A 25,643-nucleotide genomic window follows, 5' to 3' on the forward strand; every position below is an offset into this window, starting at 1 on the left:
ACCCTAAAGCTGCCCAGGCTTTACACGGACGCTCAGGACCGTGCGCGTGGTCGGATCATAATCACATTCGTATGTGTGAATACTCCACGCTCCAAAGCCATTCTGAAATTTGATCTTGTCGCCCACGTAAGTGACTGTCTTCTGACTTTGATTAAGCCACAGCGCTCGGGGCAGTTTGGGTTCCGCCCAACTGTCCGTCCATTCAAAGTTGTTTTTTGCCAGACGCTGGATGGGTTCCTGGCAGTCGCTACCGGCTCGGATTTGCCATTTACTAGCCCAGCAGTCCAAGTTTGCTGCACACTCAGCTTCCTCTCTTTCGATCGCGACCGCGGCCGACGGCTTGTCGGCCGGGCTGTGGTCTTTCTCCGAGGAGAAATACCAGTAAGCCCCGGCCAGAAGTATCGCCCCCCACGCAAGGTTCTCGGCAGCGTAGTTTTTCTTTTCCATCATCACCCCTCAGCCACATGCAACTCCTAGATAGCGAAATCCTGTGGCTATCGCCAGTGGGTTAATGGGCTTAGGGCCGCTTCATTGCGCGAATGAACGGTCGCGCGCTTCTCGCCTGGAATTTACGTCGGATCAGAGTGTCGAAGGGGCTTTCCCAGGAAAAGCTTGCCGCTGACGCAGGTGTGGACCGCGCCTATTTTGCAAAGCTTGAGCGTGAAGCCGCGAACGCCGGAGTTGATGTCCTCGACAAACTCGCGCGAGCACTTTCAGTGGAATTGTCGGAGTTTTTCGTGAGGCCGCCGGAAGGGGCTGCGCCTCCGACTACTTTGCCGGGGGGGCGGAAGAAAGCGAGTTAGCTTTCTCATGATGAGGCGGTGAGGGATGCCCCGCCCGCCCGCTCAGCGCGCCAAACCGCAAGCGCGAGGGCAAGCACCAAATCATCGTGCTCGCCATCCCGCCATACTCCATAGCTGTCGTGTCCAGCGGCGGAAAGCTTCCGACGCATTTCGGACAGTTCGCGCGCGAGGGTTCCCGCATGCTGGAGTTCACTTGAAATCTTAAGGGCGCCTGCCTGGAGCACCACGAGGAGTGTGTTGATGAGGTCGCGCTTCGGTACACGCGGGGCGCGGCGCGCGCCGGTGACCTTGTCCCCGCCGTGAATGGTCACTGCAACAGGTTGCAAATCAGCGCTACGAAGCATGTCCAAGACTGCGCGGCCCACGCCTGTAGCGTCGACAATAAGCTGAGAGGCTCCAGCGAGTGGAGGTCTGGCCATGAGATCGGCTGTCATCTTGACGAGTTCGGGATAAGGCAGACCCCGAACTCGGTCTAAGTGAGGCACGGCAAGGCCCGCCTCTCCCTTCTCAACCACGGCCAACGCCGTGAAGTCGGCAGCCTGTCCGAGATCGAGGCCAACAAAATATTTGACGGGGCTCACTTCATCGCGGCGAGAGCGCCACCGGCCTGTATCGGGGTCAACATAAAGACTTCCACGCGGGCGGCCTTGTGGCACGTCCGCGCGATCGGGCTCATAGATCACCCTTCGGGTGTGGTTCGGATCGGAGAAGTCACGAACAATCCTAAGCGGCATGGTGTCCACCTAAATGCAGCGGCGAAGGGAAAAGTGGCGCCACCTCTCGCGAGATCGCCCGAGCAATCATGTCGGTGGGGAAGAGCTGCTCGTCGGTGTCGACAAACTCGCAGAGGTACTCTTGCCGATAACGCCACTCAGGTTTGGCAGCCCGTTCCAGAGCGAGGAACTCGGGGGTGATGCGTGGGCTTTCCAGCGCGGTCACCCGAGTGCGCGACCACGCGAGATCATTCCCGGCCCACGCATCATAGAACCATCCGCGCCGCCCGTTCGGTGTCGTCATGGCTATGAGGCGGCCACCGGCAGCAAGCATCGGGGTCACCGCATGGAAAAGCTCGTCCTCAATCCAAGCCGCCTCATCGAGAATGACGAGCCTGGGACCGGAAAAGCCGCGCACCGTGGTCGGATTGCCGGAAAGGGAGACGATGCGAGAGCCGTTCGGCAACTCGATGCGCTGGGCGCTTTCTGCCTCAGGATTAGTGTCGGCAGCCTCCCGGTGAAAAGCGCATACTTTACGGAATAGCTCGCGGCTCTGTTGCTGAGACGGTGCTAGGAGAAGAACGAGGCTGCCGGGCAGATAAATCGCGGCGTGTGAAGCGAGCGCTCCCGTCACCGTGCTCTTCCCGAGTTGGCGGGAACTTAGCAGAAGGGTTCTCGCGGACGTCGAGCGCAGAAATGCGCGCTGCCAGGGGTCCGGCGGGTAGCCCGCTTCCGTCATGAACAGAGCTGGGTCGAGCGCCATCGAGAGATCGCGGGAGATCATTGCGGTTCTCCCGCCTCAGCCAACGCTTCAGCAACGGCGATACGCGCCTCTGGAAAGGGCTCCAGCGCTACCATGACAGTGGAACGGAGGCGAGCCCACTCGGGCGACAGCTGGAGCGGTGGCGATGCTGCGTCGTTGCCGTTGCGCGGCATGAGGCGGGCGAGCCTGTCGAGTACGTTCACGGCAGCTCGGTTTGCGTCCAGAGCCAGCTTCGCGTCACCTGATGCGGAGGCGCTCCGCAAGATGGTGACTGCGCTGTCCCTCAGCTCACACGCTAAGGCGTACGGGTCTAGCGGTGCGACAGAGAGGTGCTCGGTGGCCGGTATCGTCTCGTTTGACTGTGCTACGCTCCCTTGCTCTTCCCCGGAGGAAGGGAGAGGGTTGGCTCGAAGGGGGCCCGCCTCTCCGAGCTGAAGCGCGCGCCTTACAGCTTGCAAGTGCGAGAATGATGCCTCATCCCCTGCAACGGGTTGCAATTCGAGCAGCGTGTTGGGCGGGGGGGCATTCGGTGTTGCCGGTGTAGCTGGAAACTGGGCCGCGAAATGGTGCGCCTGGGCTGAAGCCCTTAGACTTGCCGAAAGATGGTTATGAGCGTGCCGGTGAAGGGCTGCCGGTCTCAGGCCGAAGTCAGCCGCAACGGCTCTAAGTGAACGGCCCGAGACGAGCTGTGCTTCGATCGCTGTCCTTTGGGGGTGTTCGCAGCACACACATACTCGGGCCATCTCAATTCATTCCTTCGCGTGTCTCGTTTCTTCTTCTAGTCCGCCGTCTCGATTGTCTCGTTTGCAGCGGTATTGCGCTGGTGGCCTGTCTCGATTGCTAGGAATTAATGGCGGTCGTGGGAGCAATCTGCTCGGCCGGGACGGTGAGTGTGTCTCGGAGGATCAGCAGGGTGGAGAGGCGCACGCTGTCCTGGGTGAACTTCTGGCAGGCTGCCTCCAGTACTTCCTTTCTGCCCACGGAGCGGTCCTCCGCCTTGTCACTCATGAGGCGAGCAATCGTGGCAAGACCGGCGCGCACCATCTCGGTGGTGAAGTTGACTTGCTCGTCCAGGTCTTCGATCACGCATTCCAGCTCGGGCGGGATGGCGCCGGCATTAGGGCTGCGGAAAAGTTCGATTGCAGTCAGGGACAGGAGGAACTCCGGCGATGACTGCATTAGATCGCGAAGTGACACCAGAGCGAAGGGCTCGGGATTGGTGATCGCTTCGGCAGTTTCAGCAAAATAGGGGCTCATTCGTGATCCTGTACGGTCCTGGTGGAGATTGGTTATTTCAAATGCCGGTGACGGGCTGGGCTCGATCTGGACGCCTTAATCACCGGCTTCGATGGAAGAGTGCGGTGCCGGTCTGACGAAGAGGGCGAAGGTAACCCACCGGCACCGCGTCATTCCTGCCCGGCGAGATACTTCCAGGCAGGGACGGGGAGAGGTTAAGGGAGACGCGGATAGAAGCCGCGATATCCGCTGCCGTTGTCATGGAAGACTATGAGGCCGCGCCGCTCCAGTTCGGAGCGGGCCTCGATTGCCTCACCCTCCGAAATTTGGAGCGCTGACTTCACCGAGAAGCTCGACAGGTCAAGGAGTTGCGCACCGCGATATACCTCATCGGCCTTGATGACCAGGTTAAGGAGGGAGGCTGCATCTGCCGAAAGACTGCCAACGAGCGGCTTCACTTTGGGGTGGAAGTTCGCCGGAGAGCTTGCCTCGACTTTCTCAGCCGGAGCGCTTTGCGGAACGAAAAGCATCTGTCCAATACCGTTGGAGGAGTGGGTAACGGCCTCCAACGCGTGCGTTGCGGAGGAACGATTAAACGCAGCAAGCGCGGCATCGAGGGACTTTACCTTCGCGACGCGCTCACGATGCTCCAGTTCGGAGCGGGAGAGCAAATTTTCCGCCTTCTTGGTTGAGCTTTCGGGAACGAGGGGAGCAGCCATTGTGTCACGTCCTTTTGAATACGGGTGGGGACCGGGGTAGGGCTACGCCGATGCAACGGGTTGCACTGACCGGGCGCGTTTTCGGATATTCGGGTGAACTTCCTGAGAGTTGTTAATGTCCACCAGGAAGCGTCGAATGGCACACTTCACGACGTCGCTACGATTGGCGAAGTACCCTGGATCGCCCGGTTGGCCTTTGCCGACAACGGCATCCACTTCTTCCGCAAATGCCGCATCGACATGTACGCCGATCAACTTTGTTTCCGTCTTCATCTTTGGCTCCTCAACGTCGCGATGATTATCGAGATATAGTAATTGTAAAATAAATACAAGATATGTTTACGGTAATCTTTAATACACCCCTATGTATGACTGTTTGTCAAAAGATATTATGCGGCAACGGAAAAATTATAGCTTGCTACAGTGGGTAATATTGGATTACTTCTCTGCAAAGTATACTTGCAACAGATTTTACAGGCGTCGCGTTCGGTCGCCGTTAAGGAAAGTTTCGTATGGCCTTCGTCACTGACAATGGGACCGGGTTGCTGACCTGCGGGGATAGTGCAGTGGTTGACGCACGACAGAGGCATGCGGACCGGAAAAGGGTGGAAGCGGCCGGCGCTCGCGTCAGAAAGCTTCACCGTCAGATCGAAGCTGCACTCATTGCTGGCCAGCGGCGGCGTGCTGCGAAGCTCGCGTACCGCCTACGGACGAGTTTCGACCATAAGCTCACTGAACTGGACCGTGCCCATCGTGAGATGGGTCGGCGGAAAAGTCTCGTAGAGCTCAAAACAATTGCTTCTTCCGTAAGTCTGTCGCAAGAAACGTCCGAGCCCTACAAGGTGAAGCTAGTGCCAAAAGCCTCAAAGCCATGGCAGCGGCGCATAATTTGCGCCTTCGGCCCTGTAGAGAAGGCGCGCCAGAGAATGCTGGCAAACACGCTTCGCCCGGTAAACAAAGCTTTCTGCGCTTCCGATCAGTTCGGCACGGTGAATGGCGGGAGGCAAGCTGCCATTAAGCGCATAGAAAGCGTAATGAACGACCCGCGCAAAAAATGGGTCGCTACAGCAGATGTAGCAAATTGCTATTCGTCCATCGATCGGGACATGCTTGCGAACCTGATTAGGCGCATTGTCCCGGGAAAAGTTCTCAGAAGCGCGGGCTGCGCAGAACGAGAAGACCGCACGCTCATCAGGACGTGGGGTTATGCATGCCATGGTGATCTTACGATGCCGATCACTGATATGGGACTGTACGCCTACAGCCGACGGGGAATTACTCCGGGCGGCGCTGCTTCTTCATTCATTGCTGATCTCGTAATCGGCTATGCGCTGGCAACGATTGTCCTACCCTCAGGTGTGATAATCGTCTTTTACGCTGACGATGTATGCATCCTCGGCGACAGCAAGGATGAGGTCGCAGCAGCCACTGAAGCCCTGGGCGCTCACTTTCGTGAGTTACCCGTCGGTCCACTCGCTCTCAAGGCAAAAAGACCCAGAAAGATCGCAGACGGTTTTGATTTTATCGGCATGACATTCAGACGTCGGAAGGGATACGAGCGCGTCGTTACCAAAGTCGGCGCTAGAAAGGCTGCTCAGAGGAAACTGCTAAAGCTAGCCCTCTCTGCTTCGGAGACTGGATGCATACGAGGGCTGAAAACTGCCGTGTACGGTTGGTTGAATGCCAATCGAGCATGGGCTTCATCCCTCTTGTGGATGCATCACCAATTAAGACAGCTCGGTCAAATTATCGGACGCGTGGCCTTCGGGAACTTGCTGAAGGAGCGCGCCTGCAACGCGTTGCACTGAGCCGGTCCTCGTTCAGAATTGCAACGAGCTCCTTCCAAGGAGGCAGGATGCCTAAAGATGTCTGATGCGGGTTTGTCTAGCTCCACAGCTTGACCCGCCCACGCATCTGCTACACATTGCTACACGAGTAGGGGCGAATGCGGTTGTTTTGATTGGATAATTTTAAGCTTGGGGGGTTTCCCTCCGGGCCCACCATTGTCCCCTTCCTCCTTCTTCTCACCTCGTCTAGCCGCAGCTCGAACCTCGCGGCGGAAATCCGATGGCGGCATGCCGGCGATCTGGCGGAAGGCCTTGTTGAAGGCGCTTACCGAGCCGAAGCCGCTATCCATCGCCACCTGCAGGATGCTTTCGGCGCCGTTCATCAGCATCGCTTGCGCCCGCGAAAGACGCAGCAGCGTCACGTATTTGATCAGCGTCATGCCCGTCGACTTGCGAAACAGGTTCATGGCGTATTTGGGGTGCAATCCGGCTGCGGCGGCGATGTCGACCGCGTCGATCTCCTCGAGAAAATTGGCGGCGATGAAATCGCACATGCGCACGACGCCGGGCGAGGGTGGGGCCGAGGCGGTCTCGGTCTGGCGTTCCTTGCCGGGTGCAACGATGGTGTAGGGCTCCATGAACATGCGTTCGACGCGCAGCAGCAGTTCTTCGACGGCGTGCTGGGCCTTCACCTCGTCGCCGGAATTTGCCCAGTTGCGCCAGCGCGGAAAGTTGCGGTCGTCGGCGCCGTCCGTCTCTGAGGTCAGCATCGTGGCGCCGCCCATGAGCATGGCCGAGATTTCCGGCGGCAGCCGCATGCGGAAGAAGTGCACGAGCGGCAGATGCGCGCCGGCATAGATGGAATCGTCGGAGGATTCGTCCATTCGGTGCGGCTGTCCGCCCCAGAAGAGGCACATCTGTCCGGGGCCGAGCCTCAGGTCATGGCCAGCCATGCAATAATGCACCGAGCCCCGCATCACGTAGTTTACCTCGACCTGCGCATGCCAGTGGGCGCGCAGCATGATCGGGGGGTGGGCGTGGAAGAAATGCAGCCGGGTCGGCATGCCCTCGATGCCGCAGGCACCGGGCTGGTAGACCGCTCGCTCGACAATCTTACTATCCTCCAAATCCGCATTCCCTTCGTACGAGACAGATTTCCGCGCGGCGTTAATGTGCCCTTGTTTGCTGAGGACTGCACTTGAAAAGGGAGGTTTTCAAGGTGTTTCAAGCATTTCAGGGCTCTGGCATTTACCTCGGTTCCATCGATCTTCCATCCGTATGGCTGTCCTGCACAATCGCCTGCGGCAAGCGCCTGATCCTCCGCCAGACACCCGCGTCCCGTTTGATGCCGAAGGCAAGCGACGGCGACTGATCAACCCATCACCCTCCCAAAGGCTGACCAAAAGGAAGTTCCATGCGCTCAGAACAGCTGATCCGTTGGGGTATCATCGGCCCCGGCACCATCGCGCGGACATTCGCCGCCGGGATTGCCCGGTCCAGGACGGGCCACCTTGTGGCCATCGCCACCCGCAATCCGGGCAGGCCCGGGCTCCCCGACGGCTTTCCAGGGGCGCGGATTGTCGAGGGTTATGAAGCGCTGCTTAAGGATCCGGAGATCGACGCGGTCTATATCGCCACGCCGCACCCCGGCCATGCCGAATGGGCGATCAAGACGGTGCGCGCCGGCAAGCATTTGCTGGTCGAAAAGCCGATGGCGCTTTCCGCCTTCGAGGCGCAGTCGATCTTCCACGAGGCGAAAAAGGCCGGTGTCTTCGCCGGCGAAGCCTATATGTACCGGTTCCATCCGCAGACGGCCCGGCTGGTCGAGCTGGTGCGGGAAGGAGCGATCGGCGACGTGCGGATCATCCGCTCGAGTTTCGGCTTCGACATGGGCAGCTATCGCCCGGAGCATCGTCTCTTTGCCAATGATCTCGCCGGCGGCGGTATTCTCGATGTCGGCGGCTATCCCGTCTCAGTGGTCTGCATGCTCGCCGGTGCAGCGGAGGAAAAGACCTTCCTCGAACCGCAGACGGTGTCCGGCGCGGCGCGTCTGGGGCCGTCCGGGGTCGACGAGTGGGCCTCGGCGGTCCTCAAGTTTCCGAACGACATTGTCGCGGAAGTGTCCTGCTCGATCATGGCTGAGCAGGACAACGTGTTGCGCATCATCGGTTCGAAAGGCCGCATCGAAGTGAAGGACTTCTGGTTCGCCTCCGGCACCGAGGGCGGGATAGGGCGCATCGAGATCATCAGGGGCGACGGACAGCGGACGATCGAGGTCGAGGAGAAGCGCCATCTCTATTCGTTCGAGGTCGATGCGGTGGGCGAGGCGATCCGTGCCGGCCGCGCCGAGTTCTCTTTCCCCGGTATGAGCGCAGAAGATACCCGCGCCAATCTACGCGTTCTCGATCGCTGGCGCGCATCCGTCGGCCTCGAATATGCGATCGAGACGGCCGCCAAACGGACCACCAATCTCGCAGGTGCGGCCGTCGTCGCCGGGAGCAATGTGCCCAAACGGCAGATCCCGGGCGTCGCCAAGCCGGCCTCAAATGTTGTGCTGGGTTTCGAGTTTTTTCCGAGTTTCGCCTCCGCCTCGCTGACGCTCGACGCTTTCTACGAGGCCGGAGGAAATGTCTTTGACACCGCATTCGTCTACCGTGCCGGCAAGACCGAGAGCATTTTCGGCGACTGGCACACGAGCCGAAAGGTCGATCGTGAGGACATCATCCTGATCGGCAAGGGCGCCCATTCGCCGCTCTGCTACCCGGATGTGATCGCCAGGCAATTGGATCAGTCGCTGGAGCGGCTGAAGACCGACTATGTCGATGTCTATTTCATGCACCGCGACAATCCGGACATCCCGGTCGGCGAATTCGTCGATGCCATGGACGCCGAGGTCCGGCGCGGGCGGATACGGGGTATCTTCGGTGGATCAAACTGGACACGCGAGCGCATGGACGAAGCGATCGCCTACGCCGAGAGAAACGGCAAGGCGGCCCCGGCCGCTCTTTCGAACAATTTCTCGCTGGCCGAGATGCTCGATTCCATCTGGCCCGGTTGCGTCGCAGCTTCCGACGACGGCTGGAAAGACTGGCTGGCGAAGCGGCAGATTCCGAATTTCGCCTGGTCGAGCCAGGGGCGTGGCTTTTTCACCGACAGGGCAGGGCGCGACAAGCAGGAGGACGAGGAAATCGTCCGGGTCTGGTATTCCGAGCGCAATTTCAAACGCCGCGACCGCGCGATCGAACTCGCGAGGAAGCGCGGCTGCAGCCCGATCCACATCGCGCTTGCCTATGTTATCGCCCAGCCGTTCCCCGTCATCCCGCTGATCGGCCCGCGGACCGTGGCGGAGCTCGAAGACAGCCTCTCGGCCCTACAGATCACGCTTGCTCCGGAAGAGTTGCGTTGGCTGGAAGGCTGATCGCAGGGGTTTCGGGACCCGTCGGTGATTTAGAGGATGCTTATCCGTGGTTGTGTGGTTCAGTACAGCCTGCAGACTAAAGTTATGGTTAACCAATAGTGGATAGGGTGACGATATTCTCGTTCTAGGAATATCGTCATGAAACAAACCCTGTTCGCAACGACTGCGATCTTGATTTCAGCAATGAGTGCTGAAGCTGCCGACATGGATGGGCCGCTGGCTGGTGGTTTTGCCGACAGTGGCGCATCGTATGAAGAAGCCTCGCCTGCTGTAACAAGTCCCGTGGTCGGCTATGTCGAGGGCGAGGTTCATGCCGGAAAGACCTCGGACTCCGATCTGGACAGCAAGGGCTGGGCTCTGCGCGGCGCAGTCAATTTCGACGCCGGCTCCGGCCTCAACCTCCAGGCTGACGGCGGGTATGGCCAGACGGACATAGATGACGCCGACTATGACAACGCCTTCGGGGCAGCGCATGTCTATTATCGCCCAACCCAGGACTATGCGTTGGGCGCGTTCTTTCAAAGTTCGCGGCTCGGGACTGGTTTTGCGTCTGGGCTGGCGGGAGGAAGCGACGATGTCACCGACAATTCCGGTGGCATCGAAGCTGCCTATTTCGATGCGGTCGGCACCGCCTATACTCAACTGGGTTATGGCAAGTCCGACATCGTCGGCCTCGATGCCGACCATTATTTCGGAAAGATCGGCGCTCGACTCTATTTTACCGACAACATGCGGATCGACGGTGAACTGGGGCTGCACAACTTCGACTTCGACGATGCCGATGCGCAGCTTGATCTGACGACGGCCTCGATCATCGGCAATTACCGTCCGGAGTTCATGCCCTTCACGGTCTTCGCGGGATACCGTTTCGACCGTGCAAGCCTGGAAAGCGGTGGCGTCGATCTCGAACCGGAAAATAGCCACACGCTGACAACGGGATTGCGCTACAACTTCGGCTCTTCAACGCTCAAGCAGGAAGAGCGCAGCGGTCCGGCCTGGACGACCACCACCCTGCTGCCTTGATAAGCTGTCGTCGCCTCCCAGGATCGAGTTCAAAAACGCAGTGACGTTCCGGGACGGCACGTCACTGCGGCGCGGGGGCTTACTTCTTCGCCGACAATATTCTTGTGAAAAATCCGAGACTAGGGCACAATTTGTGAACGCATCTGAAATGCGGCGCTACCTCAAATCTGGCCATCTCGCGCCGAGTGACAGTTCGCGTGTGAGGGGTCGGCGTCGATGGATCAGGGCTTCTTTCTTCTGTTCGCCACTGTAGCTGTGATCACCGCCCTGATTGTGGTGCTGGCCCGCAATCCGGTTCACAGCGCCCTGGCCCTGATGGCCTGTTTCCTGCAGATTTCGGCCGTCTTTGTGCTGCTCGAGGCACCCTTGCTCGCGGTCGTCCAGATCTTCGTCTATGTCGGCGCGATCATGGTGCTGTTCCTCTTCGTAATCATGATGATCGACGTGCGCGAAGCGGTGTTGCAACGGTTCCTGCCGGGCGGAAACCTGCCGGCCCTGGCGCTGCTCGTGCTGCTCGGGGCCGAGATGCTCGTGCTGGTGCTGTCGAGCGACCGCTTTTCGGTCACGGAACCCGCCGCCATGGCGGAGGGCGATCAGATCAGAGCGCTCAGCACGACGCTATTTGCCGATTATCTCCTGCCGTTTGAAGCTGCCTCCGTCATCCTGCTGGCGGCGCTCGTCGGCGCGATCGTGCTGGCACGGAAGGAGTCGGGGTGATGGTTCCGCTCTGGTGGCACATTTCGCTCGGCGTGGTCCTCTTCGTGATCGGGGCGGCGGGTGTGCTCTTGAGGCGCAATATTCTCGTCGTGCTGATGTCGCTGGAGCTGCTGCTCAACTCGGTCAATATCAACTTCATCGCTTTCGGGCGTTACTACGCCGATTTCCGCGGCCAGATCTTCGCGATCTTCGTCATCGCCATCACGGCCGCGGAGGTGGCCGTCGCCCTCGGTATCCTGGTTGCCCTCGTGCGGAACAAGTCGACCCTCAAGGTCGACGACGTCTCCGTGATGAAAGGATAGCCGCTTGGATCCGGTGATCTCCATCCGGCCCCTTCTTGCCGTCGCCGTCGCAGGCCTGGCGGCCCTGGCAGTTCTCTTTCTCCACAAGCGTGAAAATGTCCGCGATCTCGTCTCGCCGCTCGCCGCGGTCGTCATGTTCGCGATCGTCGCTTCGATGGCGCCGACGGTGCTTTCGGGCGGCACGGTCGAGTTGCGGCTGTTCGAGGTCCTGCCAGGCATCGATTTTGCGTTCCGGGTCGATGCGCTCGGCATGGTGTTTGCCACCGTCTCGTCGCTGCTGTGGATCCTGGCGGCAATCTATTCCATCGGCTACATGCGGCATTTGCACGAGCACGCGCAGACCCGCTTCTTCGCCTGCTTCGCCACCAGTCTCGCAGCCGCCGTCGGCGGCGCCTTCGCCGCCAATCTGTTCACGCTGGTGATCTTCTATGAGGTGCTGAGCCTCGTCACCTATCCGCTCGTCTACCACCACGAGGACGAAGCGGGCTGGGCGGGCAGCCGCAAGTATCTCGTCTATCTGATGGGCGCCTCGAAGAGCGTGCTGCTGGCGGCGCTGGCGCTGACCTATCACATTGCCGGGTCGCTCGACTTTGTGCCCGGCGGGCTGCTGGCGAAGGCCAATGCCTCGGCGGCGCTGCTGACGGTCGTCTATTTCTGTTATCTGTTCGGCTTCGCCAAGGCGGCGGTGATGCCGATGCATGCCTGGCTGCCTGCCGCAATGGTGGCGCCGACGCCGGTCAGCGCGCTCCTGCATGCGGTGGCCGTCGTCAAGATGGGGGTGTTCTGCGTGCTGCGCGTGGTGTTCCACGTCTTCGGCACGGGGCTGATCGGCGGCTTGGGTCTCGGCATCGCGACCGCCTACCTCGTCTCCTTCACGATCCTGATGGCGTCGATCTATGCGCTGACGCGCGACGACCTGAAGGCGCGGCTCGCCTATTCGACGGTCAGCCAGCTCTCCTATGTGGTGCTGGGCGCCGTTCTGCTCTCGCCGGTCGCGATGGTCGGCGGCATCATCCACATCGCGGCGCACGCCTTCTCCAAGATCACCCTCTTCTTCTGCGCCGGGTCGATCTATTGCGCTTCGGGAAAACGCAACATCAGCGACATGGCCGGCATCGGCCGGAGGCTGCCCTGGACGATGGGGGCGTTCTTCGTCGCCTCGCTCAGCATGATCGGCGTGCCGCCGACCGCGGGCTTCGTCAGCAAATGGTATCTGACGCTGGGCTCCGTCCAGGCAGGGGAGATCGCGTTCCTGGTCGTGCTTCTGGCAAGCTCGGTGCTGAACGCCGCCTATTTCCTGCCGGTCAGCTATGTCGCCTTCTTCGGCGGAGAGCGGCCCGAGGGGCTATCGAAGGTCCGCGAAATTCCGCTGGTGACCGTCCCGCTGGTCGCGACGGCGCTCCTGTCGGTGCTGATGGGCATCTTCCCCGGCTATTTCGTCGCTCTGGCGGAAGGAGTGGTTCGATGATCAAGTGCATCGTCGATTTGTTTGGTGATGAAGCCTATGCGCGATACCGGCACCGGCTGTTCTATCTGGTGCTCGTCCTGATCGTCGTCGCCGACTTCGTCGTTCCGCGCGCCCACGTCGAATATTTGTGGGAGCGGCTGCCTGGTTGGTCGGCCGTCTACGGCTTCGTCTCCTGCGTGCTTCTGATTTTCGTTTCCAAGTTCCTCGGCCATCAGGGCGGGCTCATGCGGCGCGAGGACTATTATGATTGAATTCGTCCATCCCGCCCTGCTGTTCATTCTCGGTGCGGTCCCGATTCCCTTCCTGCGAGGGGCGGCCCGAAAGGTCTATCTGCTGCTGATCCCGGTGCTGGCGCTCCTCGCCGTGCTCGCCCTGCAGCCGGGAAGCTATGGCGCGGCGCAGTTTCTTGGCCAGGACGTCCTCGTCGCCAAGGTCGACAAGCTGAGCATCGTCTTTGCCACGGTCTTCACCATCTTGGCGCTGATCGGCATGGTCTATGCGCTGCATCTGACCGAGGCCGGCCAGCATGTGGCGGCCTTCGTCTATGTCGGCAGCGCGCTCGGCGTGGTGTTCGCCGGCGACTACCTGACGCTCTATCTCTTCTGGGAGGGCATGGCTTTTGCCTCGGCCTATCTGGTGTTCGCCCAGGGAGGTGAGAAGGCGATCCGCGCCGCTTTCCGCTACCTCATGGTCCATGTCACCGGCGGCGTCGTGCTGCTCGGCGGTATCGTCCTGCACGCGCTTGCCTCGGGGTCGCTGCTATTCGGGCCGATCGAGGGCAATATCGGTGCCGGCGCCTATCTGATCCTTGCCGGCTTCCTCCTTAATGCCGCCGTGCCGCCGCTCAATGCCTGGCTGACCGACGCCTATCCGGAGGCGACCGTCACCGGGGCGGTGTTCATGAGCGCGTTCACAACCAAGACCGCCGTTTATGTGCTGGCGCGGGCCTTTCCGGGGACCGAGCTTCTGGTCTGGCTCGGCACCGCGATGGCGCTCTACGGAGTCATCTACGCGGTGCTGGAGAATGACTGCCGGCGGCTGCTCGCCTATCACATCGTCAGCCAGGTGGGCTACATGGTGGCGGGCGTCGGCATCGGCACCGAGCTGGCCGTGAACGGTGCTACCAGCCACGCCTTCGCGCACATCCTCTACAAGGCCCTGCTGTTCATGGGGGCAGGGGCAGTGATCTACGTCACCGGACGACGCAAGCTCACCGAACTCGGCGGTCTCTACCGGACCATGCCGTTGACCGTGGCGCTCTACATGATTGGCGCCTTTGCGATCTCCGCATTTCCGTTCTTCTCGGGCTTCGTCACCAAGTCGATGGTGGTGGCTGCCGCCGGAGAGGATCACCGTGCGCTCGTCATGCTGGCGCTGACGATGGCCTCGTCGGGGACGTTCCTGCATACGGGGCTCAAGCTGCCCTACTACATGTTCTTCGGCACCGATCGCGGGCTTGAGGCGCGGGAGCCGCCCGGCAACATGCTGGCAGCGATGGCCATGGCGGCGACGCTCTGCGTTGCGATCGGGATTTTTCCAGGGCCGCTTTACGCGCTTCTTCCTTATCCGGTCGACTTCGAACCCTATACCGGCGCCCACGTCACCGAGAGCCTCGGCGTACTGATGTTCACGGCTCTCGGATTCGTGCTGTTCCTCAAGGCGCTCGACCCAGAAAACACCATCAGCATCGACACCGACTGGTTCTACCGCAAGGGGGCGCGGGCCTTCATGTGGTTCGCCGAGCGGCCGCTGGCCCGTTACGAGAAGGCGGTGAGCGACGTCTCCGAGACGACGGCGCTGCCCTTGCTGCACGGCTCGGCACGGGCCGGGCTTCGGGTTGACCTCAACGGCATCGATGCGATCGTCAATGGCGTGGCGCATGCGATCCTTGACGGCGGCGGGGTGTTGCGGCGGCTGCAGACCGGCGTCGTGACGCATTATGCGCTGGCGATGATTGCCGGTCTGATAGCGGCCATTGCCGTCTTCGCCGTCGTGTGGCGATAGGGGGTGCGATGACGTTCCCGCTGCTCAGCCTCATCGTCTTCCTGCCCGCCGCCGGGGCAGCGGTGTTGCTGTGTCTGCGCAACGACGATGCGGTGCGCTGGACGGCGCTCGGTTTCACGGCAGTCGACTTCGCGCTCGCGGTGGCGATGCTGGCCGCGTTCGACACCACGACCCACGAGATGCAGTTCACCGAAAGGCACCCCTGGGTGCCGGCGATCGGCATCACCTATGCGCTCGGCGTCGACGGTATCAGCGCGCTGTTCGTGTTCCTGACCGCACTGCTCGGCGGGATCTGTGTGCTCGCCTCGTGGGTCGCGATCGACCGCAAGGTCAAGGAATACATGGTCGCCCTGCTATCGATGCAGACGCTGATGCTCGGAGTGTTCTCAGCGCTCGATCTGTTCCTGTTCTACGTCTGCTGGGAGGCGATGCTGATCCCGATGTATCTGATGATCGGTGTCTGGGGCGGTGACGGCCGGGTCTATGCGGCGTTCAAGTTCTTCCTCTACACGCTGGCCGGCAGCCTGCTGTTCCTGATCGGCATCATCGTGCTCTATTTCCACGGCGGCCGGACCTTCGATATTCTTGCTTTGAGCGCCCAGGATCTGCCGTTCGATGTCCAGTCCTGGCTCTTCTTCGCCTTCCTGATCGCCTTCGCCGTCAAGGTGCCGATGGTTCCGGTTCACACCTGGCTGCCGGACGCGCATGTCCAGGCGCCGACGGCGGGCAGCATCATTCTCGCCGGCGTGCTTCTGAAGATGGGCGCCTATGGCTTCCTGCGCTTCTCGCTGCCGATGCTGCCGGAGGCGTCGGTCTATTATTCGACGCTGATGCTGGCACTTTCAGCGCTCGCCATCGTTTATGGCGGTCTGCTTGCGCTGGCGCAGGACGACCTGAAGAAGCTGGTCGCCTATTCCAGCATCAGCCACATGGGCTTCGTGACGATGGGGATCTTCGCCCTCAATCTACGCGGGGTCGAAGGCGGCATCCTGCAGATGTTCAATCATGGCGTGACGACGGGCGCGCTGTTCCTGTTCGTCGGCGTGATCTACGAGCGGACCCATACGCGCAGCATCGCCGAATATGGCGGGCTGATGAAGGTTGCGCCGGTCTATACCGGGTTTCTTGCGCTGTTCACCCTGTCGTCGATGGCGCTGCCAGGCACCAATTCCTTCGTCGGCGAGCTGCTGGTGCTGTCGGGCGGCTTTGCCGCGAATATGGCCGTCGGTACCGCCGCAGTTCTAGGGGCATTGCTCAGCGCCGCTTACCTCCTTGGCATGTACCGCAAGGTCGCGCTTGGCCCGGCAAGCGTCGGCGCCCGATACCAGATCCGCGACGTGAACGTCCGCGAGATGGCGGCGATATTGCCGCTCGCAGTTTTCGTGCTTTGGGTCGGTCTCTATCCGAAACCCTTCCTGAACGTCATCGACGCCTCGGTGAGCCATTTGCTGACCGAGGTGCACGGCAAGGAGAGCGGACCATGACCGCCGCCGTGCTTTTCCAATGGATGCTGGCAAGCCTGCCGGAGATCATCGTGATCACCGGCGCTTGCATCCTGTTGATCCTGGGGCAGTTGGTACGGGAGGAACAGCTGCTCTTCTGGGCGTCGGTCGCAGTCGTACTCATCGCCGCTCTCGCGACGCTTATGCTGGCGGGCGAGGTGCGGCCGGCCTATTCGGGCATGTTCGTTGCCGATCGCTTCGCCGTCTTCTTCAAGTTTGTCTTCTACCTCGCCACGGTCCTGACGTTCCTGCTTTCGCGGAAATATGCCGATATCGAAGGGATCGGCAGCAGCGAGTACTATGTCATGCTGCTCTTCGCGCTGTCGGGCATGATGATCATGGCCTCGTCGACCGATCTCCTGTCGATCTATGTGGGCCTCGAACTGATGGTGCTCTGCACCTATGTGCTGACCGGCTTCCTCCGGCATGAGCGGCGGTCGAACGAGGCGGCGCTGAAATATGTGATCCTCGGCGCCGTTTCGACCGGCATTTTCCTTTATGGCGTTTCGCTGGTCTATGGGCTCACCGGCACGACACAATTGGACGCGATGACCGCTGCGGTGAGCGGCGATCCGCTCGATCCGGGGTTGCTGCTGGCGGTGGTCTTCATCGTCGCGGGGCTGGTCTTCAAGGTCGGGGCCGTGCCGTTCCATATGTGGGTGCCGGACGTCTATGAAGGGGCGCCGACGACGGTCACCGCCTTCATGTCGGTGGGGCCGAAGGCGGCGGGGTTCGCGGTGATCCTTCGGGTGTTCCTCAATCCGCTGGTCGCAGCCTCGGACGTCTGGATCATCGTCGCGGTCATTGCGGTGGTGACGGCGGCGCTCGGCAGTTTCGTGGCCCTGGTGCAGGATAATTTCAAGCGGCTGCTCGCCTATTCGAGCATCGCCCATGCGGGGTTCGCCACGTTTGGCGTAGTGGCCGGCGGGGCGGACGGCGTCGCCAGCGTGATGCTCTATCTGCTGATCTACGCCTTCATGAATCTCGGCATTTTCGGCGCCGTCATCATGATGCGGAGCGGCGATTTCTCCGGCGAAGTCATCGAAGACTATGCCGGTTTCGCCAAGTCGCATCCGGGGCTGGCGCTTCTCATGCTGATCTATCTGTTTTCGCTTGCCGGCATTCCGCCGACCGCCGGGTTTTTCGCCAAGTTCTACGTGCTCACCGCGCTCGTTGAGCGCGGTTTCGTCTTCTTGGCAGTCGTCGCGGTGCTGTTGAGTGCCGTTGCCGCCTACTTCTACATCCGCATCGTCATGGTGATCTACATGCGCGAGCCGGAGAGGGCCTTCGAACCGGCACTGACACCCTTTGTCCGCGCCACGCTCGCCTGCACTGCCGCCGGCACCATCGGCATCGGCCTCTTTCCGGAGTGGTTCCTGAGGCTTGCCCAACAGTCCGTGTTTGGCGGGTAGCCTCAGAGTAATCGGGACTCGTGGCGCGCTTTGCCCTCTTGCAAGTCCACGTCATGCCAGCTCATCCGGCCTATGCGCGAATAATGTTCAAGCGCAAGGCGCTGACGACGGCTTGCGTTCTCGAAGTACATCCAAGTTTCTTGATCACACTGCTGATGTGGTTGTTTACAGCGTGTTCCGACAGATCAAGAAGCTTGGCGATCTCGTTGCCCTTCTTTCCGCCGGCGGTAAGTCTTAAACAGTCCAGTTCGCTGTGCGTGAACTCGATGGGGCGTTGTCTTTCTTTCAATGTGAGTTGCGACAATCGATCATAAATGAGCGTGGCGATGAACAGGAGTTTCGCCATTTCGATCATGCTGAAATTTCGGGGTCCCGAAATTGACATGGCGCCGCGGCCGCCCGCAGCGTCGTGAACAGGGAAATAGGCGCCCTTTCCCATTCCGTACCGGTTGAAAAGCTCAATGACCGTGGATTTCTTGCCTTGCCCGCGATCGGCATTGATCGCTTCGACATCGTAGTTGAATGGGCTTGTCGAGCTCAGCATCCGCCGGATGACAGGGCTATCTATCAGCAAGTTGTGAGTATCATAATATTCGACCATCTCGGCGGGCCAATTCGTAATGATCTTTGTCGCCCCGATTTCCACGATGTCGACGGTTGGCAGCGTCATTATGAGAAAGGCGTTCATTCCAAGGTCCTGTGTCAGGCCCTTCATATACTTGAAGATTTCGTAGTGCGTATTGAAGGCTGCAGCGACGCCTTCAATTCGGTTGAACTCGGCTTCGAGCTTCATCTCTCTACGATCCCGTAACGATCACCAGGGTGCTTGCGACGAGTATATCCTGCCGGGGACGCTCCTTCCGGAGCGGACGTCCGCTTTCTCAGGCTCCCGCGCAACATGCAATCGGAGGAGGTGAGACGCAAGGTATTTCAGGCTCCGTCCGTGCGATAGCCAAAGCTTAACAACGGGTAAACGTAATCTCCGATTTCCTCCTTCAAAATCGCAGAAAAACTCCCGCCGCCGGCGCCCCCCCCAACCATCCTTGCGGACCATTGCGCGCCAGAAGTCCGCCATAGGCACCTTTAATTAACTTACTGATGTATCGAAATAATTTCCGAAGATGTCTATCGAGCAGAGGCCGGCAATCCGGACATCGTTGCGGTTAACAGCTACTTAAACAATTTCACGGATTTTATATTTCAGATTGCTTATTCATGGGGATGAGGCGGCAATCACAGTAACAGTATGAGTAAAGGGGAACGGCATGAAGGGAGTAGCATTCGGGCTCGGTTTCGATGCCAGGGCGACCCTGTCTGCGATGAGCAAATCACAGGCCATCATCGAATTCGATCTTACCGGTACAATCCTGGCAGCCAATGCCAACTTTTGCCGCGCTCTTGGTTACGACGCATCGGAGATCATCGGCCGGCATCACCGCATGTTTGTCGATCCGGCCGAAGCATCCTCTCGTGACTATCAAGAGTTTTGGGCAAAGCTCGGGCGAGGTGAGTTCGATCAGCGCCAATACAAACGCATCGGCAAAGGGGGGAGGGAGATCTGGATCGTAGCGTCCTACAATCCCGTCTTCCGCCGCGGAAAGCCCTACAAGGTCGTCAAGTTCGCAACAGACATCACAGAACAAAAGCTGAAAAGCGCCGAGGATGCCGGGAAGCTCGATGCGCTTTCAAGAGCGCAAGCCGTCATTGAATTCACCCCGGACGGCGTGATCCTCGCTGCGAACACGAACTTCCTTTCGACGCTCGGTTATCAGCTCTCAGAAATTGAGGGACGGCACCATTCGATGTTTTGCGACAGTGCTTATGCGAACAGCGACGACTATCGACGCTTCTGGCAGCGACTGTCGACCGGCGAGTTCGTGAGCGACGAATTCCTGCGCATCGGCAAGGGTGGAAGAAAGGTCCACATCCAAGCTTCCTATAATCCGATCTTCGACATGAACGGCAAGGTCTTCAAGGTCGTCAAGTTCGCAACCGATGTCACGGCACGGGTGAACAACGTCGATCAGCTCGCAGACGCGTTGAATCGGCTCGCCAATGGCGATCTGACGCAGCAGCTGAACACTCCATTCCTTCCGACGCTGGAACAGCTTCGCACCGACTTCAACGGCGCAAGCGGAAAGCTGCGTGAAGCACTGCGGGCGGTGGCCGGGAATGCCAGCGCGATAGCCGCGGGCGCGCAACAGGTACGGTCGGCATCCGACGATTTGTCGAAACGAACCGAGCAGCAAGCTGCCTCGGTCGAAGAAACAGCCGCTGCCCTCGAAGAAATCACCACCACGGTAGCCGACTCCAGCCACCGCGCGGAAGAGGCGGGGCAGCTGGTCCGCAAGACGCGGGAGAATGCGGAGCATTCCGGCGCGGTTGTGCGCAGCGCCGTCGAGGCCATGGGCAGGATCGAGAACTCGTCCTCGGAGATATCCAAGATTATCGGCGTCATCGACGAGATTGCTTTCCAGACCAACCTTCTGGCACTCAATGCCGGAGTCGAAGCCGCGCGCGCAGGCGAAGCCGGAAAGGGCTTTGCAGTCGTCGCACAGGAGGTGCGCGAACTCGCCCAGCGCTCGGCCAAGGCCGCCAAGGAGATCAAGGACCTGATCACCGATTCAAACGCGCACGTGAAGAATGGCGTCGCCCTGGTTGGGGAAACGGGCAGCGCCCTCGATACGATCGTGTCGCAGGTTCAGCAGGTCAACGGTAATGTCGAAGCGATCGTGACCGCCTCGAGGGAACAAGCGACCGGGATCAAGGAGATCAACCAGGCGGTCAATACCATGGACCAGGGAACACAGCAGAATGCCGCGATGGTCGAAGAATCCACGGCGGCCGCCCACAGCCTGGCGAGAGAGGCCGAGGCGTTGTTTCAGCTGCTCGGCCAGTTCAACATAGGAGATGGCACGTCATCACGCAAAATGCAGCCTGCGGCCGCACTTGCCGCCGCGAAGCCTGCCATGTCACCCGTCCGGACTCCCGCAGCGAAAGTGACCGCCGCCTACCATGGCAATGCCGCGCTCGCCGACGATGATTGGGAAGAATTCTGAGTGGTGGCCAATCTCGTGCGGGAGGTTCCGAACGAGGCGTGCCGAGGCGGCGAAAATTGCCGTTGCCCCATCGAAACCTGCGCCAGTGGAATGTCTCCGGCTAGCCAATTGAAACCCACCAGTTGTTTGGATTTGCAATGGTCCGTTCGACGGAATAGACTGCAAGTTCAAGAAAGAATTGCTCAATTCGCTTCCCAGGGCGAGCGCTTTTCTGACCCGGCATGGGGTCGGCCCTGACGAAAGCCCTCGATGAACGGGGCATGCGAGATGACTGCGATCGAATTCTTGCCGGTTCTTGTGATGATCGCCGGAGTTGTTCTGGTGGTCGGGGCGACTTTGCTTATCTCATCGCTGCTGCGTCCCTCCAATCCCTATCCAGAAAAGAACATGCCCTATGAGTGCGGCATGGACCCGGCCGGCGAGGCCGCCGGGGGTCGCTTCCGGGTGCAGTTCTATATTCTCGCAATCCTGCTGGTCGTCTTCGACGTCGAGACGATGTTTCTGTTTCCCTGGGCCGTCGTGCTGAAGGAGATCGGCCTGATCGGCTTTATCGAGATGTTCGTCTTCATTGTGTTGCTTCTCGTGGGCTTCGCGTACGCCTGGCTGAAGGGGGCGCTGGAATGGGAGGCTTGAACAACGCGTTTCGCGACAGCGTGCTCTTCACCACGGCCGACAGCGTCATCAGTTGGAGCCGGCGGTCGGCGCTGTGGCCCGAGACTTTCGGTATCGCCTGCTGCGCCATCGAGATGATCTCGGCCGGCTGCGCCCGCTATGATCTCGACCGGTTCGGGGTGGTGTTCCGGCCGTCGCCGCGCCAATCGGACGTGATGATCATCGCCGGCACCGTGACGCGGAAGTTCGCGCCGGTGGTGCGCCGGCTTTACGACCAGATGCCGGAGCCCCGCTGGGTGATCGCCATGGGCACCTGCGCCATCTCGGGCGGAGTCTACAACACCTATGCGGTGGTGCAAGGGGCGCAAACCTTCGTGCCGGTGGACGTTCACGTGCCTGGTTGTCCACCGCGGCCGGAGGCGCTGATGCACGGTTTCCTGCTGCTGCAGGAGAAAATCAAGAAGACCAGGGCGCTCGCCGGGACGCCATTGGACCGGATCGCCGCATCATGAGCGTAACGACGTCCGTTATCAGCACCCTTATCGCGGAACGTTTCGGAGAGGCCATCGAGGACCTTGGCTTCTCGCTTGGGATTCACGCTTTCGCAGCTCCGCCCGACAGGATCGTCGAGCTTTGCCGGTTGCTGAAAGAGCACCCGCAACTGCGCTTCGGCTTCCTATGCGACGTCTGCGGTGTAGACTACTACCCCGAGACGCCACGCTACGAGGCCGTCTATCACCTCTATTCGCTGCCGAATAAATGGCGCGTCCGGATCAAGTGCCGCCTCGGCGATCCGCCGCGGGTGCCCTCGGTGACGGGCGTTTGGCGCACGGCCAACTGGCATGAGCGCGAGGCCTGGGACATGTACGGGATCCATTTCGAGGGACATCCCGACTTGCGCCGCATCTACATGTGGGAAGGCTTCGAGGGCTTCCCGCAGCGCAAGGATTTTCCGCTCAGGGGATACAAGGACGAGCTGAACCCGTTTGGCGCCGACGGTCCGGCGCCGAACCAGCCGGACCTTGCCACCAGGGACATTCCACCGGGAGGCCGCACGACACCGGGAACGTGAGATGACCGAAGTCACTGAGCTCATGAGGCCTGAGGGCGAAGCGCTCGACACCAAGGAGGTGCTTCTCAATCTCGGCCCGCAGCATCCGAGCACCCACGGGGTGCTGCGGCTCGTTCTCGAGCTCGACGGCGAGTATGTCGCCCGCGTCGACCCGCATATCGGCTATCTGCATCGCGGCACCGAGAAACTCGCCGAGAGCTTCACCTACACGCAGATATTTCCGCTCACCGACCGGCTCGACTATGTCTGTCCGCCTTCGAATAACCTCGCCTTCGCGCTGGCGGTCGAGAAGCTCCTGGGTATCGAAGCGCCGATCCGCGCGCAATATATCCGCGTGATGATGGCCGAACTGGCGCGGATTTCCGGCCATCTGCTGATCACCGGCGCGCTGCCGATGGACCTCGGCGCGATGACCGCGCTGCTTTACGCCATGCGTGAGCGCGAAATGATCATGGACCTCCTGGAAATGGTCACCGGCGCGCGCATGCACACCTCCTTCTGCCGGGTGGGCGGCGTGCGAGAGGACCTGCCGGACGGCTTCCTAGCGAAGGTCCGCGAGTTCTGCGACATCTTCCCGCACCGGATCCGCGACTACGAACGGCTGATCGAGGACAACCGCGTGTTCCTGAAGCGGACTCAGGGGGTCGGTATAATCTCGCCCGAGGACGGCATCGACCTCGGCTTGAGCGGTCCCAACCTGCGCGCGTCCGGCGTCGACTGGGACATTCGCCGCGACGAACCTTACGAGATCTACGACCGGCTCGAATTCAACGTCATTACCCGAAATGAGGGCGATTGCTATGCGCGCTGGCAGTGCCGGGTCGAGGAAATGCGCGAGAGCGTTCGGATCATCGAACAATGTCTCGACCAGATGCCCGAGGGGCCGTTCCAGGTCGACATGCCGACGATCGCCTTCCCCATGGACAAGGATCGGGTGCACTGTTCGATGGAGGCGCTGATCCAGCATTTCGACCTGTCGGCCTACGGCTTCAAGGTGCCGAAGGGCGAGGTCTATTCAGCGATCGAGGCGCCAAAGGGCGAACTCGGCTTCTACATCGTCAGCGACGGATCGGAAAAACCGTTCCGCATGAAGGTGCGGGCACCGTCCTTCGTCAACCTCCAGGCACTCTTCGGGGTCAGCAACGCCCGCTATCTGGCGGACATGATCGCCGTGCTCGGTAGCCTCGACCCCGTGATGGCGGAGGTGGACAAGTAGCAGGAGTTCGGACCCGATGAGCATGCGCGAAAAGATCAGGCAAGCGGCGGCGCGGTATCCCGACCAGCGCTCGGCAATCATGCCCGCACTGCTCATCGCGCAGCAGGAGCATGGGCATCTGCCCGGTCCGATACTGGAAGAGGTCGCCGACATACTCGGCGTCGAGCGGATCTGGGTCTACGAGCTGGCGACGTTCTACACGCTCTTCCATACCGAGCCCATCGGAAGGTTCCACCTGCAGCTCTGCGACAACGTCTCCTGCATGCTGTGCGGATCCGAGGCGCTGCTGAAGCATCTGGAAAGGGCGCTGGCGATCAAGACAGGCGAGACGACACCGGACCTGCTGTTCACCCTTTCGACCGTCGAGTGCCTCGGGGCCTGCGAGATGGCTCCGGTGATGCAGGTCGCCGACGATTATCACGGCAATCTCGATATCGCACGGATCGATGCGCTTCTCGCCCGGTTGCGGGCGGAGGGGGCGCAAGCGATGAGCGCCGATGTCGCCGCTGCGGCACCGCCGGGAGAATAGCGTCATGTTCGAAGCGGTTCTTCTCAAGAATATCGATCTACCGGACGGCCATCTGCTCGCTACCTACGAGGCCGGCGGCGGCTACCAGGCTCTGGCCAAGGTGCTGCGTGAGCACACGCCCGACGAGGTCGTCGAACTCGTCAAACAATCCAACCTGCGCGGTCGCGGCGGCGCCGGATTTCCGACGGGCATGAAATGGGGCTTCGTTCCGAAGCACGCCGACAAACCGAAATATCTCTGCTGCAACGCGGATGAGGGCGAGCCGGGAACCTTCAAGGACCGGATCATCATGGAGCGCGACCCGCACCAGCTCGTCGAGGGGCTGGCGGTCAGCGCCTATGCGATCGGGGCGGAAACCGCCTATGTCTACGTCCGCGGTGAATATGTGAAGGCCATTCGCCGTCTGGAGCGGGCGATCGCCGAGGCCCGCGGCAAGGGCTATCTCGGGGCGGGTGTCCTCGGGTCGGACTTCAATTTCACGATCCATATACACTGCGGTGCCGGCGCCTATATCTGCGGCGAGGAGACCGCGATGCTCGAATCGCTCGAGGGCAGGCGGGCGCAACCGCGATTGAAGCCACCCTTTCCGGCAGTCGCCGGGCTCTACGCCAGCCCCACGGTGATCAACAACGTCGAGACGCTCGCCTGCGTGCCGCATATCGTGATGCGGGGGCCGCATTGGTTCCGGAGCATCGGCCCGGACAAAAGCCCCGGCCCGAAGCTCTACTGTATCAGCGGACAGGTGAAGAAACCCGGGCTCTACGAGCTGCCGATGGGCATACCGCTGCGCGAACTGGTCGAGGACCACGCCGGCGGCCCGCTGCCGGGGCGCCGGATCAAGGCGGTGATCCCGGGTGGGGTCTCGGCACCGGTCATCCCGCGGGATGGTCTGGATGTCGGCATGGACTTCGACTCGCTGGCAGCCGCCGGCTCGATGCTCGGCTCGGCCGGGGTGATCGTGCTCGACGACTCGACCTGCATGGTCAAGGTCGCCACCCGCATCATCGAATTCTTCCACCACGAGTCCTGCGGCAAGTGCACGCCATGCCGCGAAGGATTGAACTGGGTCGTCAAGGTGCTGCGCCGGATCGAGGCCGGGGAGGGCGCCCCCGGTGACCTCGAGCAGTTGGACAAGCTCTGCAAGGGCATATTCGGCAACACCTTTTGCGCCTTGGGCGATGGCGCGGCGATGGGCCTGCGGGCCGCACTCGCGCATTTCCGTGATGAGTTCGTCGCACATGTCGAAGAGCGACGGTGCCCGTTCCACTGAAGACGGGCGCGGGAGGGA

Annotated in this window: 25 protein-coding genes and 1 pseudogene; 18 read left to right on the top strand and 8 right to left on the bottom strand. The window is 60.8% G+C overall.

The window, feature by feature from the left end; translation table 11 throughout:
• Positions 1 to 3: 3 nt before the first annotated feature.
• Positions 4 to 447: a hypothetical protein gene (locus ATC00_RS07380; RefSeq protein ID WP_064252512.1), complete on the bottom strand. Its 444-nt coding sequence runs from the start codon at positions 445 to 447 to the stop codon at positions 4 to 6.
• A 92-nt stretch (positions 448 to 539) separates the two neighbouring features.
• Between ATC00_RS07380 and ATC00_RS30830 the strand changes: the two genes are divergently transcribed.
• A complete protein-coding gene (locus ATC00_RS30830) occupies positions 540 to 803 on the top strand; it encodes a helix-turn-helix domain-containing protein (RefSeq protein WP_082912128.1) in 264 nt (87 codons plus the stop codon).
• 5 nt (positions 804 to 808) lie between these two features.
• Here ATC00_RS30830 and ATC00_RS07385 read toward each other — a convergent pair whose 3' ends face one another.
• From ATC00_RS07385 to ATC00_RS31980, 5 genes are all read right to left on the bottom strand, one after another.
• On the bottom strand, positions 809 to 1,537 hold the full coding sequence (locus ATC00_RS07385; RefSeq protein ID WP_153045181.1) for a hypothetical protein: 729 nt from the start codon (positions 1,535 to 1,537) through the stop codon (positions 809 to 811).
• Positions 1,527 to 2,300 (bottom strand): terminase large subunit domain-containing protein, encoded by a 774-nt coding sequence (locus tag ATC00_RS07390; RefSeq protein WP_064252409.1) that lies wholly within the window; start codon positions 2,298 to 2,300, stop codon positions 1,527 to 1,529. The genes ATC00_RS07385 and ATC00_RS07390 overlap by 11 nt, the downstream gene beginning before the upstream one ends.
• 819 nt (positions 2,301 to 3,119) lie before the next feature.
• Positions 3,120 to 3,536 carry a hypothetical protein gene (locus ATC00_RS07400; protein ID WP_064252411.1) on the bottom strand — a complete coding sequence of 139 codons (417 nt, stop codon included), beginning with the start codon at positions 3,534 to 3,536 and terminating at the stop codon, positions 3,120 to 3,122.
• A 194-nt stretch (positions 3,537 to 3,730) separates the two neighbouring features.
• Positions 3,731 to 4,234 (bottom strand): hypothetical protein, encoded by a 504-nt coding sequence (locus ATC00_RS07405; protein WP_064252412.1) that lies wholly within the window; start codon positions 4,232 to 4,234, stop codon positions 3,731 to 3,733.
• Positions 4,235 to 4,276: 42 nt separating this feature from the next.
• Positions 4,277 to 4,507: a ribbon-helix-helix domain-containing protein gene (locus ATC00_RS31980; RefSeq protein WP_153045182.1), complete on the bottom strand. Its 231-nt coding sequence runs from the start codon at positions 4,505 to 4,507 to the stop codon at positions 4,277 to 4,279.
• Positions 4,508 to 4,746: 239 nt separating this feature from the next.
• Between ATC00_RS31980 and ATC00_RS07415 the strand changes: the two genes are divergently transcribed.
• Positions 4,747 to 6,042, top strand: coding sequence for a reverse transcriptase domain-containing protein (locus ATC00_RS07415; RefSeq protein ID WP_064252414.1), 1,296 nt, complete (start codon positions 4,747 to 4,749; stop codon positions 6,040 to 6,042).
• A 227-nt stretch (positions 6,043 to 6,269) separates the two neighbouring features.
• On the opposite strand, the pseudogene ATC00_RS07420 reads toward ATC00_RS07415, so the two are convergent.
• Positions 6,270 to 7,148, bottom strand: a pseudogene (locus ATC00_RS07420) (helix-turn-helix domain-containing protein); the annotation flags it as partial.
• Between the two features lie 287 nt (positions 7,149 to 7,435).
• On the opposite strand from ATC00_RS07420, the gene ATC00_RS07425 reads away from it, so the two are divergent.
• From ATC00_RS07425 to ATC00_RS07465, 9 genes are all read left to right on the top strand, one after another.
• A complete protein-coding gene (locus ATC00_RS07425) occupies positions 7,436 to 9,439 on the top strand; it encodes an aldo/keto reductase (RefSeq protein WP_064252415.1) in 2,004 nt (667 codons plus the stop codon).
• 138 nt (positions 9,440 to 9,577) lie between these two features.
• On the top strand, positions 9,578 to 10,462 hold the full coding sequence (locus ATC00_RS07430) for a hypothetical protein (protein ID WP_037387211.1): 885 nt from the start codon (positions 9,578 to 9,580) through the stop codon (positions 10,460 to 10,462).
• Between the two features lie 216 nt (positions 10,463 to 10,678).
• Positions 10,679 to 11,179: an NADH-quinone oxidoreductase subunit J gene (locus ATC00_RS07435; protein WP_064252416.1), complete on the top strand. Its 501-nt coding sequence runs from the start codon at positions 10,679 to 10,681 to the stop codon at positions 11,177 to 11,179.
• A complete protein-coding gene (nuoK, locus tag ATC00_RS07440; RefSeq protein WP_037387207.1) occupies positions 11,179 to 11,481 on the top strand; it encodes an NADH-quinone oxidoreductase subunit NuoK in 303 nt (100 codons plus the stop codon). Before ATC00_RS07435 ends, nuoK begins: the two co-directional genes overlap by 1 nt.
• A 4-nt stretch (positions 11,482 to 11,485) precedes the next feature.
• A complete protein-coding gene (locus tag ATC00_RS07445) occupies positions 11,486 to 12,949 on the top strand; it encodes a monovalent cation/H+ antiporter subunit D family protein (RefSeq protein ID WP_064252417.1) in 1,464 nt (487 codons plus the stop codon).
• On the top strand, positions 12,946 to 13,200 hold the full coding sequence (locus ATC00_RS07450; RefSeq protein ID WP_064252418.1) for a hypothetical protein: 255 nt from the start codon (positions 12,946 to 12,948) through the stop codon (positions 13,198 to 13,200). The genes ATC00_RS07445 and ATC00_RS07450 overlap by 4 nt, the downstream gene beginning before the upstream one ends.
• Positions 13,193 to 14,953 (top strand): Na(+)/H(+) antiporter subunit D, encoded by a 1,761-nt coding sequence (locus ATC00_RS07455; RefSeq protein ID WP_064252419.1) that lies wholly within the window; start codon positions 13,193 to 13,195, stop codon positions 14,951 to 14,953. The genes ATC00_RS07450 and ATC00_RS07455 overlap by 8 nt, the downstream gene beginning before the upstream one ends.
• A gap of 8 nt (positions 14,954 to 14,961) precedes the next feature.
• Positions 14,962 to 16,437: an NADH-quinone oxidoreductase subunit M gene (locus ATC00_RS07460; protein ID WP_064252420.1), complete on the top strand. Its 1,476-nt coding sequence runs from the start codon at positions 14,962 to 14,964 to the stop codon at positions 16,435 to 16,437.
• Positions 16,434 to 17,867, top strand: a complete 1,434-nt coding sequence (locus tag ATC00_RS07465; RefSeq protein WP_064252421.1) for an NADH-quinone oxidoreductase subunit N — start codon at positions 16,434 to 16,436, stop codon at positions 17,865 to 17,867. Before ATC00_RS07460 ends, ATC00_RS07465 begins: the two co-directional genes overlap by 4 nt.
• Positions 17,868 to 17,937: 70 nt before the next feature.
• Here ATC00_RS07465 and ATC00_RS07470 read toward each other — a convergent pair whose 3' ends face one another.
• Positions 17,938 to 18,660, bottom strand: coding sequence for a LuxR family transcriptional regulator (locus tag ATC00_RS07470; RefSeq protein ID WP_037387194.1), 723 nt, complete (start codon positions 18,658 to 18,660; stop codon positions 17,938 to 17,940).
• A gap of 472 nt (positions 18,661 to 19,132) precedes the next feature.
• On the opposite strand from ATC00_RS07470, the gene ATC00_RS07475 reads away from it, so the two are divergent.
• The 7 genes from ATC00_RS07475 to nuoF all read left to right on the top strand — a co-directional run bounded on the left by ATC00_RS07475 (position 19,133) and on the right by nuoF (position 25,625).
• Entirely contained in the window at positions 19,133 to 20,926 is a 1,794-nt protein-coding gene (locus ATC00_RS07475; protein WP_037387192.1) for a methyl-accepting chemotaxis protein, read from the top strand.
• Between the two features lie 267 nt (positions 20,927 to 21,193).
• Positions 21,194 to 21,559 (top strand): NADH-quinone oxidoreductase subunit A, encoded by a 366-nt coding sequence (locus ATC00_RS07480; RefSeq protein WP_037387315.1) that lies wholly within the window; start codon positions 21,194 to 21,196, stop codon positions 21,557 to 21,559.
• The gene (locus ATC00_RS07485) at positions 21,547 to 22,050 is read left to right on the top strand and encodes a NuoB/complex I 20 kDa subunit family protein (RefSeq protein WP_037387190.1); all 504 of its coding nucleotides are present in this window, start codon (positions 21,547 to 21,549) and stop codon (positions 22,048 to 22,050) included. The genes ATC00_RS07480 and ATC00_RS07485 overlap by 13 nt, the downstream gene beginning before the upstream one ends.
• A complete protein-coding gene (locus ATC00_RS07490) occupies positions 22,047 to 22,610 on the top strand; it encodes an NADH-quinone oxidoreductase subunit C (RefSeq protein ID WP_037387187.1) in 564 nt (187 codons plus the stop codon). The genes ATC00_RS07485 and ATC00_RS07490 overlap by 4 nt, the downstream gene beginning before the upstream one ends.
• A gap of 1 nt (position 22,611) precedes the next feature.
• Positions 22,612 to 23,826, top strand: a complete 1,215-nt coding sequence (gene nuoD, locus ATC00_RS07495) for an NADH dehydrogenase (quinone) subunit D (protein ID WP_037387185.1) — start codon at positions 22,612 to 22,614, stop codon at positions 23,824 to 23,826.
• Between the two features lie 16 nt (positions 23,827 to 23,842).
• Positions 23,843 to 24,355: an NADH-quinone oxidoreductase subunit NuoE gene (gene nuoE / locus ATC00_RS07500; protein ID WP_037387183.1), complete on the top strand. Its 513-nt coding sequence runs from the start codon at positions 23,843 to 23,845 to the stop codon at positions 24,353 to 24,355.
• Between the two features lie 4 nt (positions 24,356 to 24,359).
• The gene (gene nuoF, locus ATC00_RS07505; protein WP_037387314.1) at positions 24,360 to 25,625 is read left to right on the top strand and encodes an NADH-quinone oxidoreductase subunit NuoF; all 1,266 of its coding nucleotides are present in this window, start codon (positions 24,360 to 24,362) and stop codon (positions 25,623 to 25,625) included.
• Positions 25,626 to 25,643 lie beyond the last annotated feature (18 nt).

Source organism: Sinorhizobium americanum (assembly GCF_001651855.1).
GTDB lineage: Bacteria > Pseudomonadota > Alphaproteobacteria > Rhizobiales > Rhizobiaceae > Sinorhizobium > Sinorhizobium americanum.

Excerpts from the sequence above, each read along its gene's own strand:
- ATC00_RS07470 (WP_037387194.1), bottom strand. The coding sequence starts at position 18,660 with ATGAAGCTCGAAGCCGAGTTCAACCGAATTGAAGGCGTCGCTGCAGCC.
- ATC00_RS07405 (WP_064252412.1), bottom strand. The coding sequence starts at position 4,234 with ATGGCTGCTCCCCTCGTTCCCGAAAGCTCAACCAAGAAGGCGGAAAAT.
- ATC00_RS07490 (WP_037387187.1), top strand. The coding sequence starts at position 22,047 with ATGAGCGTAACGACGTCCGTTATCAGCACCCTTATCGCGGAACGTTTC.
- ATC00_RS07485 (WP_037387190.1), top strand. The coding sequence starts at position 21,547 with ATGGGAGGCTTGAACAACGCGTTTCGCGACAGCGTGCTCTTCACCACG.
- nuoK (WP_037387207.1), top strand. The coding sequence starts at position 11,179 with ATGGTTCCGCTCTGGTGGCACATTTCGCTCGGCGTGGTCCTCTTCGTG.
- ATC00_RS07450 (WP_064252418.1), top strand. The coding sequence starts at position 12,946 with ATGATCAAGTGCATCGTCGATTTGTTTGGTGATGAAGCCTATGCGCGA.
- ATC00_RS07435 (WP_064252416.1), top strand. The coding sequence starts at position 10,679 with ATGGATCAGGGCTTCTTTCTTCTGTTCGCCACTGTAGCTGTGATCACC.
- ATC00_RS07385 (WP_153045181.1), bottom strand. The coding sequence starts at position 1,537 with ATGCCGCTTAGGATTGTTCGTGACTTCTCCGATCCGAACCACACCCGA.
- ATC00_RS30830 (WP_082912128.1), top strand. The coding sequence starts at position 540 with ATGAACGGTCGCGCGCTTCTCGCCTGGAATTTACGTCGGATCAGAGTG.
- ATC00_RS07455 (WP_064252419.1), top strand. The coding sequence starts at position 13,193 with ATGATTGAATTCGTCCATCCCGCCCTGCTGTTCATTCTCGGTGCGGTC.
- ATC00_RS07430 (WP_037387211.1), top strand. The coding sequence starts at position 9,578 with ATGAAACAAACCCTGTTCGCAACGACTGCGATCTTGATTTCAGCAATG.
- ATC00_RS07415 (WP_064252414.1), top strand. The coding sequence starts at position 4,747 with ATGGCCTTCGTCACTGACAATGGGACCGGGTTGCTGACCTGCGGGGAT.
- ATC00_RS31980 (WP_153045182.1), bottom strand. The coding sequence starts at position 4,507 with ATGAAGACGGAAACAAAGTTGATCGGCGTACATGTCGATGCGGCATTT.
- nuoD (WP_037387185.1), top strand. The coding sequence starts at position 22,612 with ATGACCGAAGTCACTGAGCTCATGAGGCCTGAGGGCGAAGCGCTCGAC.
- ATC00_RS07480 (WP_037387315.1), top strand. The coding sequence starts at position 21,194 with ATGACTGCGATCGAATTCTTGCCGGTTCTTGTGATGATCGCCGGAGTT.
- ATC00_RS07460 (WP_064252420.1), top strand. The coding sequence starts at position 14,962 with ATGACGTTCCCGCTGCTCAGCCTCATCGTCTTCCTGCCCGCCGCCGGG.
- ATC00_RS07400 (WP_064252411.1), bottom strand. The coding sequence starts at position 3,536 with ATGAGCCCCTATTTTGCTGAAACTGCCGAAGCGATCACCAATCCCGAG.
- ATC00_RS07475 (WP_037387192.1), top strand. The coding sequence starts at position 19,133 with ATGAAGGGAGTAGCATTCGGGCTCGGTTTCGATGCCAGGGCGACCCTG.
- ATC00_RS07465 (WP_064252421.1), top strand. The coding sequence starts at position 16,434 with ATGACCGCCGCCGTGCTTTTCCAATGGATGCTGGCAAGCCTGCCGGAG.
- ATC00_RS07380 (WP_064252512.1), bottom strand. The coding sequence starts at position 447 with ATGGAAAAGAAAAACTACGCTGCCGAGAACCTTGCGTGGGGGGCGATA.
- nuoE (WP_037387183.1), top strand. The coding sequence starts at position 23,843 with ATGAGCATGCGCGAAAAGATCAGGCAAGCGGCGGCGCGGTATCCCGAC.
- nuoF (WP_037387314.1), top strand. The coding sequence starts at position 24,360 with ATGTTCGAAGCGGTTCTTCTCAAGAATATCGATCTACCGGACGGCCAT.
- ATC00_RS07390 (WP_064252409.1), bottom strand. The coding sequence starts at position 2,300 with ATGATCTCCCGCGATCTCTCGATGGCGCTCGACCCAGCTCTGTTCATG.
- ATC00_RS07425 (WP_064252415.1), top strand. The coding sequence starts at position 7,436 with ATGCGCTCAGAACAGCTGATCCGTTGGGGTATCATCGGCCCCGGCACC.